The organism is Citrobacter sp. S55_ASV_140, from assembly GCF_018919505.1.
Taxonomy (GTDB): Bacteria; Pseudomonadota; Gammaproteobacteria; order Enterobacterales; family Enterobacteriaceae; genus Citrobacter; species Citrobacter werkmanii.
In genome coordinates this window covers 1-11,430 of record NZ_JAHLQZ010000135.1, presented here as the reverse complement: position 1 = coordinate 11,430, position 11,430 = coordinate 1, and the positions used below count along the sequence as shown (strand labels likewise).

The 11,430-nt window shown below is 53.4% G+C and carries 9 protein-coding genes; 5 read left to right on the top strand and 4 right to left on the bottom strand.

Translation table 11 applies throughout. The features are described 5' to 3' along the window. The first annotated feature begins 238 nt into the window (after positions 1-238). Together prlC and rsmJ are read left to right on the top strand one after the other, a co-directional pair. On the top strand, positions 239-2,281 hold the full coding sequence (gene prlC / locus KQJ18_RS17195) for an oligopeptidase A (protein WP_051594491.1): 2,043 nt from the start codon (positions 239-241) through the stop codon (positions 2,279-2,281). An 8-nt stretch (positions 2,282-2,289) separates the two neighbouring features. Further along, complete coding sequence (rsmJ, locus tag KQJ18_RS17190) at positions 2,290-3,048, top strand: 16S rRNA (guanine(1516)-N(2))-methyltransferase RsmJ (protein WP_038635086.1); 759 nt, start codon at positions 2,290-2,292, stop codon at positions 3,046-3,048. A 91-nt stretch (positions 3,049-3,139) separates the two neighbouring features. Here rsmJ and dtpB read toward each other — a convergent pair whose 3' ends face one another. Beyond that, positions 3,140-4,612 (bottom strand): dipeptide/tripeptide permease DtpB, encoded by a 1,473-nt coding sequence (dtpB, locus tag KQJ18_RS17185; protein WP_038635084.1) that lies wholly within the window; start codon positions 4,610-4,612, stop codon positions 3,140-3,142. A 281-nt stretch (positions 4,613-4,893) separates the two neighbouring features. Next, complete coding sequence (gene uspA / locus KQJ18_RS17180; protein ID WP_003023368.1) at positions 4,894-5,331, bottom strand: universal stress protein UspA; 438 nt, start codon at positions 5,329-5,331, stop codon at positions 4,894-4,896. Positions 5,332-5,723: 392 nt separating this feature from the next. On the opposite strand from uspA, the gene uspB reads away from it, so the two are divergent. Further along, entirely contained in the window at positions 5,724-6,059 is a 336-nt protein-coding gene (uspB, locus tag KQJ18_RS17175; protein ID WP_003023371.1) for a universal stress protein UspB, read from the top strand. A gap of 65 nt (positions 6,060-6,124) precedes the next feature. Here uspB and pitA read toward each other — a convergent pair whose 3' ends face one another. Beyond that, a complete protein-coding gene (gene pitA, locus KQJ18_RS17170) occupies positions 6,125-7,624 on the bottom strand; it encodes an inorganic phosphate transporter PitA (protein WP_038635082.1) in 1,500 nt (499 codons plus the stop codon). A gap of 229 nt (positions 7,625-7,853) precedes the next feature. Between pitA and KQJ18_RS17165 the strand changes: the two genes are divergently transcribed. Both KQJ18_RS17165 and KQJ18_RS17160 read left to right on the top strand, forming a co-directional pair. Next, positions 7,854-9,050 (top strand): NAD(P)/FAD-dependent oxidoreductase, encoded by a 1,197-nt coding sequence (locus tag KQJ18_RS17165; protein WP_216422370.1) that lies wholly within the window; start codon positions 7,854-7,856, stop codon positions 9,048-9,050. A gap of 107 nt (positions 9,051-9,157) precedes the next feature. Continuing rightward, positions 9,158-9,829 (top strand): FadR/GntR family transcriptional regulator, encoded by a 672-nt coding sequence (locus KQJ18_RS17160; protein WP_069323761.1) that lies wholly within the window; start codon positions 9,158-9,160, stop codon positions 9,827-9,829. 10 nt (positions 9,830-9,839) lie between these two features. Here KQJ18_RS17160 and KQJ18_RS17155 read toward each other — a convergent pair whose 3' ends face one another. Further along, on the bottom strand, positions 9,840-11,312 hold the full coding sequence (locus tag KQJ18_RS17155; protein WP_085049045.1) for a fructuronate reductase: 1,473 nt from the start codon (positions 11,310-11,312) through the stop codon (positions 9,840-9,842). Between the last annotated feature and the right edge of the window lie 118 nt (positions 11,313-11,430).

Genomic DNA, 11,430 nt, shown 5'->3' with positions numbered 1-11,430 from the left:
CTGCGTGATAACTGTGGCGATAACTGAGCATGGGTAATGAAATTCCGCTGAAATGACGATTTGCCACAGTTTACAGCAGATCGGCACAGATTACCCGTAGGCCCGGTAAGCGCAGCGCCACCGGGTGTCTTTCCGTCACGGTTAGCATTGAAATCCTCTACACTTAACCCCATTGTACAAATTAATATGCACAGCGCCGGATACGCGCTTCATTCACTCTTTCAACAGGACCGCGCTAATGACCAATCCATTGCTGACTCCCTTCGAACTGCCGCCATTTTCTAAAATTCAGCCCGAACATGTTGTGCCTGCCGTTACTAAGGCGCTGAACGATTGTCGCGAAAACGTTGAGCGAGTCGTTGCGCAGGGCGCGCCGTACACCTGGGAAAATCTCTGCCAGAGGCTTGCGGAAGTGGACGATGTGCTGGGGCGTATTTTCTCTCCGGTCAGCCACCTGAACTCGGTGAAAAACAGCCCGGAACTGCGTGAAGCCTACGAGCAAACACTACCGCTGCTCTCCGAGTACAGCACCTGGGTTGGGCAACATGAAGGTCTGTACAAAGCGTACCGCGACCTGCGTGATGGCGACCATTACGCCACCCTGAACACTGCACAGAAAAAAGCGGTCGATAACGCGCTGCGTGATTTTGAACTGTCCGGTATCGGCCTGCCGAAAGAGAAACAGCAGCGCTACGGCGAAATCGCCACCCGTTTGTCTGAGCTGGGTAACCAGTACAGCAACAACGTGCTCGACGCCACCATGGGCTGGAGCAAGCTGGTGACCGACGAAGCTGAACTCTCCGGCATGCCGGAAAGCGCGCTGGCGGCGGCGAAAGCGCAGGCCGAAGCCAAAGAGCAGGAAGGCTACCTGCTAACCCTGGATATCCCAAGCTACCTGCCGGTCATGACCTACTGCGACAACCAGGCGCTGCGTGAAGAGCTGTATCGCGCCTACTCCACCCGCGCCTCCGATCAGGGGCCGAACGCGGGCAAGTGGGACAACACCCCGGTGATGGAAGAGATCCTCGCGCTGCGTCACGAGCTGGCGCAACTGTTGGGCTTCGAAAGCTACGCCTTTAAATCTCTGGCCACCAAAATGGCGGAAAACCCGCAGCAGGTGCTCGACTTCCTGACCGATCTGGCGAAACGCGCCCGTCCGCAGGGGGAAAAAGAGCTGGCCCAGCTGCGCGCCTTCGCCAAAGCCGAATGTGGCGTTGAAGAGCTGCAGCCGTGGGATATCGCGTACTACAGCGAGAAACAAAAACAGCATCTGTACAGCATCAGCGATGAACAACTGCGTCCGTACTTCCCGGAAAACAAAGCCGTTAACGGCCTGTTTGAAGTGGTAAAACGTATTTACGGCATCACCGCGAAAGAGCGTACTGATGTTGACGTGTGGAACCCGGAAGTGCGCTTCTTCGAACTGTATGACGAAAGCAACGAACTGCGCGGCAGCTTCTACCTCGACCTGTACGCCCGCGAACACAAACGCGGCGGGGCGTGGATGGACGACTGCGTCGGCCAGATGCGTAAATCAGACGGCACGCTGCAAAAACCGGTTGCCTATCTGACCTGTAACTTCAACCGCCCGGTGAACGGCAAACCGGCGCTGTTTACCCATGACGAAGTGATCACTCTGTTCCACGAATTTGGTCATGGCCTGCATCACATGCTGACCCGCATCGAAACTGCCGGTGTTTCCGGTATTAACGGCGTGCCGTGGGATGCGGTCGAACTGCCAAGCCAGTTTATGGAAAACTGGTGCTGGGAGCCGGAAGCGCTGGCGTTTATCTCCGGCCATTATGAAACCGGCGAACCGCTGCCGAAGGAACTGCTGGATAAAATGCTGGCGGCGAAAAACTATCAGGCGGCGCTGTTTATTCTGCGTCAGCTGGAGTTCGGCCTGTTCGACTTCCGCCTGCACGCGGAGTTTAACCCAGAGCAGGGGGCGAAAGTCCTTGAGACGCTGGCCGAAATTAAGAAACAGGTCGCCGTGGTGCCGGGCCCAACCTGGGGCCGCTTCCCGCACGCCTTCAGCCACATTTTTGCTGGCGGCTACGCAGCGGGTTACTACAGCTACCTGTGGGCCGACGTGCTGGCGGCGGACGCATTTTCCCGCTTTGAAGAAGAGGGCATCTTCAACCGTGAAACCGGTCGGTCGTTCCTCGATAGCATCCTGACTCGCGGTGGTTCGGAAGAGCCGATGACACTGTTCAAACGCTTCCGCGGCCGCGAACCTCAGCTCGACGCCATGCTGGCGCATTACGGCATCAAGGGCTGATTGTTCGCGTGAAAATTTGTTTACTGGATGAAACGGGCGCCGGAGACGGCGCCTTATCTGTTCTGGCCGCCCGCTGGGGGCTGGAGCATGATGAAGACAACCTGATGGCGCTGGTGATGACGCCGGAACATCTGGAACTACGTAAACGCGACGAACCGAAACTCGGCGGCATCTTCGTCGATTTTGTCGGCGGGGCGATGGCACACCGACGTAAATTCGGCGGTGGTCGTGGTGAAGCGGTGGCGAAAGCCGTCGGCATTAAAGGCGATTATTTGCCGGACGTGGTCGATGCCACTGCCGGGCTGGGGCGCGATGCGTTTGTGCTGGCCTCCGTCGGCTGCCGTGTGCGGATGCTGGAACGCAATCCGGTGGTCGCCGCGTTACTCGATGACGGCCTGGCACGCGGCTATGCCGATGCGGAAATTGGCGGCTGGCTTCAGGAACGTTTACAGCTGATTCATGCCTCGAGTCTGACAGCGTTAACCGATATTACCCCACGCCCGCAGGTGGTGTACCTCGATCCGATGTTCCCGCATAAGCAAAAAAGCGCGCTGGTAAAGAAAGAGATGCGCGTGTTTCAGTCGCTGGTGGGGCCGGATCTCGACGCTGACGGCTTGCTGGAACCGGCGCGTCAGCTAGCGACTAAACGTGTGGTGGTGAAACGCCCGGACTACGCGCCGCCGCTGGCTGACGTGGCCACGCCTAACGCAGTGGTGACCAAAGGGCATCGGTTTGATATTTATGCCGGAACCCCTCTGACGGAGTAACGGATTGCCCGATGGCGCTACGCTTATCGGGCCTACGATTCTCAATTATTTGTAGGCCGGATAAGGCGGTAGCCGCATCCGGCACTGAGTATTACTGTTCGGTACTTGGCGTATTAATCATTCGGTTCAGCCATGGCACCATAATCGCCATCACTACCGTTACCGCCAGCGTCACCAGGCCTATCTTACTGAAGACATTGGTATAGATAGGCAGCGTTTGCAGTGGGTCGGTGATGTTTTCCGGTACTGCGGTGAACGTCGCGACATAACCTCCCATCAGGAAAGCGGCGGCCTGGGTCAGGAACCACATCCCAAGAATGAAGCCCATCAGGTGCTGCGGTACCAGCGCGGCGACCATCGCCAGTCCCAGGGCGCTAATCAGCAGTTCACCCAGACTCTGGAACAGATACACCAGCACGATAAACCACGGCGACGTCAGTCCCTGCGCATCGGCAAACCACATCCCGGCAGCGGCGGCGGTCAGGAAACCCAGCGAGCACAGGAACATACCGAGCGTAAACTTCATCGGCATGGTCAGATCTTTGCCTTTGTTTCCCAGACGGGTATAAATTGCGGCCAGTACCGGGCTTGCCACTACCACCCAGAACGGGTTCAGCGCCTGGAAGCTTACCGGGTTGATGGCGAAACCAAGAATTTCATGGTGTACGTTATTGATAGCAAAGAAGTTAAGTGACGTTGGCATCTGTGCGTACAGCACATAGAACACTACCGCTTCCAGCATCAGGATAAAAGCCACGAACATTTTGTTGCGCCCGGTTTTATCCAGTTTGAAGGCCTGGCGGAAGAAGATGATCGTCACGGCAATCGACAGGACAATCAGCACCAGGTTGGCAATCTTCACGTTATGCATCAGCCAGGCGCAGATAAATATCGTCACTACCGTACCGGCCAGCACGCAGAATAGATTACGGAAATTCAGCGGCTTATGATCTGGCTCAGAACCGATATTCTTCACCATCCCACGGCAGGCAAAGTAGACCAGCAGCGCGACGATAAGCCCGGCCCCGCACAGGTTGTAGGTCACCGCGTAGCCAAACTTATCGGCAATCACCGGCGCCAGCGACAGCGACAGCAGCGAACCGATGTTAATCGACATATAAAACAGGGTGAAAGCGCCATCCAGTCGGGCGTCTTTCGGTGGATAGCATTTTGACAGCAGGCTTGCCGGGTTGGCTTTAAATAACCCGTTACCCACGGCAATGGTACCCAAAGCAATAAAGATCAGATCGGGCTTGAGCAGCGACATCCCAGTCATGAAGTAGCCGATCGCCAGCACAATCGCACCGAGTACCAGCGTGCGCTTGGTCCCTAACAGGTGGTCGCCAACGTAGCCACCGATCGAGATCAGGCCGTAGACCAGTGCGGCAAAAGCACCAAAGGTGACGAATGCCTGTTCCTGAGAAAAACCGAGTTGCTTAACAAAAAATACCGCCAGGATGCCCTGAACGCCGTAATAGCCAAATCGTTCCCATAATTCCACAAAGAAGATCATGAAGAACGGACGAGGTTGCTGCAGCAAGCCCGTAGGTGCAGTTTTATTCATATTCCATCGCCTTTCAAAGCCATCCCGAAAAGTATGAACGCGTATACTTAAACGCGCCGAAAAAGTCTTATTTTGTTATAGACTGCGGCGATTAGCCGTGCGGGTAGAGTATTATACAGATAGTTTTCGATCCAATTAGTTGATCACACTAATTATGATTTATTTGTTGGGTTGATGTACTAATTGTGTCCGAATGATAAAAACAAAAACGCCCGCGCGGGCGGGCGTTTACAGGCTTTACTGTTTGCTGCGGGACGGGTTATCTCCCGGCGGCAAGCATTTTATGCTTCTTCGTCGTCACGCAACGGAACAATCAGCATGTCGACGTGGACGGTGTTGATCAGTTGACGTGCGGAGGACATCAGTTTGCTCCAGAAATCCTGGTGGTGACCACAAACGACCAGATCCATGTCGTATTTTTTGATGGCATCAACCAGAACCTGGCCCAGGTCGCCGCTACCGCTCAGGGTTTCGGTGATAGGGTAGCCTGCATTGGTGGACAGCTCGGTTAACGCGTGGTGGGTTTCTTCAGAAATACGTTTCTGCATGTCGCCCAGATTCACGTCGATTAGCCCGGTGTACAGGTCGGAATAGTTTACGTCAACGTGGATAAGGGAGACTTTAGCATTGTAAGGCCGCGCCATAGAGACCGCTTTTTCAACCAGAACTTTGCTTTCCGGAGAAAGATCAACCGCGATAAGAATGTGTTTATAAGCCATAGTGTTACTCCTTCCATAAGTTGTCGATGACTAGCCTGCTGGCGTTTATCTGCCGCCGCGTCATTCGCGTCCTGCGAACCTTATGCGCGGGGCTAGCCCAGTCGTAAAAACGTACCATATAAGGACTATCCTTACATTATAGCGACCTGGATAATCCGTCAATCCGCCTTGCTTGCCAAGCAGTTAAACAAATTTTTTAGTTAATTGCATTGATAGCGATTAACCTTCTGGCAAAAAAATTAACTAATCTCCTACACTATTTAGAGAGGCGCTCGGATGCGTGATACTAACACGAGCGGTTTCGGTAGCACTCTTCACTGAATGATTGGTAGGGTATCGGGGAGCGGTAGTCCCGGAAAGGAGTTCCGTGGGCGGGTCGCCGGGGAGGAGATATGATAAGCACCATTGCGTTGTTCTGGGCTTTGTGTGTCGTTTGCATTGTTAATATGGCGCGCTATTTTTCTTCGTTACGCGCACTGTTAGTGGTACTTCGTGGTTGCGATCCATTACTTTACCAGTATGTCGATGGTGGGGGATTTTTTACCTCGCATGGGCAACCCAACAAGCAGATGCGTCTGGTGTGGTATATCTACGCTCAGCGTTACCGCGATCACCATGATGATGAATTTATTCGCCGCTGTGAGCGGGTTCGCGGTCAGTTCATTCTTACCAGCGCGTTATGCGGACTGGTGCTAATCAGCATGGTTGCGCTGATTATCTGGCACTGATTACCAACGACAGATACAAAAAAAGCGGGTCAGTTTCCTGACCCGCTTTTTTACCGTGCATCCGCTTAGATAAGCTTCAGGGAGAGCCAGTACAGCACCCCGGAAAGAATAATCGCCGCCGGCAGGGTGAAGACCCAGGCCATCAGAATGCTGGTTACCGTCTTACGCTGTAAACCGCCGCCATCAACAACCATCGTTCCCGCAACGGAAGAGGAGAGAACGTGGGTGGTGGAAACGGGCATACCGGTGTAGCTGGCAAGACCGATAGAGACTGCGGCGGTCATCTGCGCCGACATCCCCTGGGCATAGGTCATGCCTTTCTTACCGATTTTCTCACCAATGGTGGTGGCTACGCGACGCCAGCCAATCATCGTACCAATACCCAGCGCCAGTGCGACGGCCATAATGATCCAGATAGGCGCGTACTCAATGGTGCTCAGCATGTCAGCTTTCAGTTTTTTCAGCAGACGTTGATCGTCAGCGCTTACGCCAGGCAATTTCACCACTTTATCCGTGGTATCAGAGATACACAGCATAATACGGCGCAGCTGGCCACGCTGTTCAACGCTTAACTTGTCGTAGGTTTCCAGATTCGCCAGCATACCTTTCGCACGCTCAAGCGCGTTGATGGTATTCGCTGGGTGGCAATGGAACTCTGTCGATGCCGTTGTGACCGTTTCCGTCGGGGACGGAATCAACTGGTCTACGCCAGTCGCCTGCTTGAGCAGGTCTGGGCGTTGCTGGAAGAAGACTTCGACGTTATTGATAGCATCGCGGGTACGGGTAATTTCGTAACCGGAAGCATTCATATTCACCACGAAGCCTGCAGGCGCTACGCCAATCAGCACCAGCATCACCAGACCAATGCCTTTCTGGCCATCGTTCGCGCCGTGAGAAAACGCCACGCCGATAGCGGAGAGGATCAGTGCGATACGCGTCCAGAACGGCGGCTTTTTCTTGCCATCTTTCTTTTCACGTTCTGCTGGGGTCAGGTGGATACGGGCACGTTTTTTCGTACCACTCCAGTAGCGACGCAGAATGAATATAAGGCCGCCAGCAACCACCAGACCGACAATCGGCGAGATGATTAGCGAGGCAAAAATACCCATCACTTTCGGGATGTTAAGTGCGTCCACCACCGAGGTGCCGTTCATCAACGCATTGGTTAAACCAATACCGATAATCGCGCCAATCAGCGTGTGGGAGCTGGATGCAGGTAAACCAAAGTACCAGGTACCCAGGTTCCAGATAATTGCCGCCAACAGCATGGAGAACACCATGGCGAGGCCATGTGACGATCCCATATTTAGCAGCAGATCCGTTGGCAGCATATGCACGATGGCATACGCTACGCTGAGACCACCCAGCAAAACACCAAAGAAGTTGAACAACGCAGCCATGACCACCGCCAATTGCGAACGCATTGCACGGGTATAGATCACGGTTGCGACAGCATTGGCTGTGTCATGGAAGCCGTTAATTGCTTCATAGAACAGCACGAAAGCCAGAGCAAGCAATAGTAAAAGCCCGGTATGTAAATCCAGGCCAGCAAACAAATGTAGCATAGGACGTTACGCCATTTTGAGGACATGAACGCGGCGCATTATCAGTGACTTTGGCGGCGCGGGCAAAGTGAAATATAGAGTTTTTTTGATTTGTCTCCTGCTTTGTTTTACACCACTAAAGAATTATCCTATATATTTCAGATAAATACCCTTTATCGGTAGTTTGGTGCTGGTGCGACCACTGAGGAATCTTTACAATTCACCCCCGCTTTTTAGAGAGGATCGCAACGTGGAAAGGTTTGATACCGTTATTATAGGCGCTGGCGCAGCGGGTATGTTTTGTGCCGCGCAGGCAGGACAAGCAGGTAGCCGGGTACTGCTGATTGATAATGGTAAAAAGCCGGGACGCAAGATCCTCATGTCTGGCGGGGGACGCTGCAACTTTACCAACCTTTATGTCGAACCTGCCGCGTATTTGAGTCAAAACCCGCATTTTTGCAAATCGGCGCTGGCGCGTTATACGCAGTGGGATTTTATCGATCTGGTGGGCAAGCACGGCATCGCCTGGCACGAAAAAACGTTGGGTCAGCTGTTCTGCGACGATTCCGCCCAGCAAATTGTCGATATGCTGGTGGACGAGTGTGAAAAAGGTAACGTAACTATGCGGTTACGTAGCGAAGTCCTCAGCGTTGAGCGTGAGGGGGAAGATTTCATCCTGGCGCTGAACGGCATGACGGTCGGCACGAAAAAGCTGGTTATCGCCTCTGGTGGTCTTTCGATGCCGGGTCTGGGCGCGACGCCGTTTGGCTATAAAATTGCCGAACAATTCGGTCTGAACGTGTTGCCGACGCGCGCAGGTCTGGTGCCTTTCACCTTACACAAGCCGCTGCTGGAGCAGCTTCAGGTGCTCTCTGGCGTATCCGTTTCCTCCGTTATCACCGCCGAGGACGGCACCGTATTTCGTGAAAACCTGCTCTTTACGCACCGCGGGCTTTCTGGTCCGGCCGTGCTGCAGATTTCCAGTTTTTGGCAGCCAGGTGAATTTGTCAGCATTAATTTGTTGCCGGATGTTGACCTTGCGAGCTTCCTGGATGAACAACGCAGCGCCCACCCCAATCAGAGCTTAAAGAATACGCTTGCTATGCAGTTGCCAAAACGCCTGGTGGAATGTTTACAGCAGTTAGGGCAAATCCCGGATGTCTCGCTGAAACAGCTTAACGTGCGCGATCAGCAAATGCTGGTGGAGACCCTGACCGAGTGGCGGGTGCAGCCGAACGGTACGGAAGGGTATCGTACCGCTGAAGTCACGCTGGGCGGCGTGGATACCAACGAGCTGTCATCGCGCACGATGGAAGCCCGTAAAGTGCCAGGACTCTATTTTATTGGTGAAGTGATGGACGTCACCGGCTGGCTGGGTGGATACAACTTCCAGTGGGCATGGTCGAGCGCCTGGGCGTGCGCGCAGGATTTGGTCTCTGGTGAGTGAATTTGTTTACCGCTGTTACAAGGAACTGACTCAGGCATGCGTTTCTTAACTCCGGGAATGATAAGATAATCAGTTAAAAATCGCACAGATAAGAGAACGGGAGGCACATGGTTATTCCTGAGGTAAAACAGGAGCGGCTCTATCAAAAGATAGCCAATCTCATCATTAAGCTCATCAACGATAGTATTTTTCCGCCAGGAAGCTTCTTGCCCCCTGAACGTGAACTGGCGAAGCAACTTGGCGTGAGTCGCGCATCGCTCAGAGAAGCGCTGATTGTGCTGGAGATCTCAGGATGGATCACCATCCAGTCCGGTAATGGCGTTATTGTTACTGATAAAAAGCATTCCGCCAGTGATTATACGGTTGAAGAAATACTCTATTCGCGAGAGTTGGTTGACAGTCATTGCGCGCGTCTTGCTGCAGAAGCAGGCAAAGATGAACTTATTAGTCAGCTTGAAGCGCTGCACCTCAGCATGGAAAAAGCCATTAGTGAAAACAATGTCCATGGTTTTTACTCCCTCGATAAGCAGTTCCATTTAACGGTATCTGAAGCCAGCCAGAACCGCGTACTGCTTGATATGTCGCGAATGCTGTGGGAACAACGCGTTAACATCCCGTATGCCGGACTGGACAAGCGTTCCGGCAATCGGGATGTATTAACCAGCATGAATACTCAGCATAAAGCGATTGTGGATGCGATCCGCCAGGCTGATGCTGACGGTGCTTACCAAAAATCACTGGAACATCTGGCTTATGTCAGACAGATCGTGGGTCTTTGAAGTAAAATATTTAATGATTTAGAGCGGCTACCGCTGCACGTGCTCCTACGCTGTGCAATTGCTGACAGGCAGCGGTTACGCGTTTGATAAAGTCTGTGTTATCGCTCAAATCCGTCCCAAAAATGGTGTCGATTGTCAGCAGCGCCCGCACACGCTCTTCAGGTGACAGATATTGCTGATTTATCGCCTGATACCGTGCCGCCAGAGGGTCCACCACATCAATCGGATTGTTTTTTTCATCCACACCGCTGACGTAGCGCATCCAAGCTGCGACACCCAGAGCCAGATGACGGTAATCTTCCCCTCGTGCCAGATGCAGCCGAATGGGATCCAGCAAACGCTGCGGTAATTTCTGGCTGCCATCCATCGCAATTTGCCAGGTTCGGTGCTTCAGTGCTGGATTAGTAAAGCGCGCGATAAGCAATTCCGCATAACCTGCCAGGTCTGTACCTTCAGGCATCGACAGCGTTGGGGCCTGTTCGTCAAGCATTAACGCCAGCGCAGCGTTGCGATACGCCGGGTTTGTCATCGTATCGGCAATCGTCTCATAGCCGCCCAGATAACCGAGGTAGGCGAGGAATGAGTGACTGCCGTTGAGCATACGCAGTTTCATCATTTCAAACGGCACCACATCTTCCACAAACTGTGCGCCCGCGCGATCCCAGTCCGGACGTCCATTAACAAAGTTATCTTCGATAACCCACTGGCGGAATGGTTCGCAGGCAATGGCACAGGGATCGTAAACGCCAAGCTGCTCGGCGATTTGCGCTAACGTCTCTTCTGTTGCTGCTGGAACGATGCGGTCTACCATTGTGCATGGGAACGTTGCCTGTTCGGCAATCCACTCAGCCAGGTGCGGATCGCGCTCGGCGGCCAAACCCAGGACAGCGGTTTTTGCGACGTGGCCATTTTCCCGCACGTTATCGCAGGACAGCACAGTAAAAGCGTTCAATCCCTGCTGGCGGCGTAGCGCGAGGGCTTCAACGATATAACCAATTGCTGATTTGGGGGACTGTGGGTGGGCAATGTCGTGCTGGATAAACGGATGATTCAGATCCAGCTCGCCGCTGGCGGCATCTGTGCAATATCCTTTTTCGGTGATGGTCAGCGAAACGATGGCAGTTTCTGGACGTGCCATTGCGTGGATAATGGCTTCACAACCGTCAAATTCAGGATGCAGCGCTTCTTTCATCGAGCCAATGATTTTAAGCTCTGTCGTTTGTGCGCCGCGTTCGGCAACGGTGTACAGCAGATCCTGCGCTTTCAGGTTTTGAATCAGTGTGGCATCGTTTCCGGGCATCAGGTTGACCTCACATATGCCCCAGTCGCTGTCACTGCTTTCCAGCAAATGATGTGTATAGAGTGCCTGATGGGCGCGGTGAAAAGCGCCGCAACCAAGATGCACGATGCGCGAAACGAGGCGTGAACGATCCCTGCGTGGGCGTGGGGTGGAAATCTGTGCAGTGGCGAGATTATTGTCCATGACAAACTCCTGTCATTGATGATCTTCTTTGATAATGCGCTATCAAAGACTGGTGCTGACTGAAAGTGAAAACCGCATGGCGGGGATGCCATGCGGCAATGTGGTTACTGACTGAAGA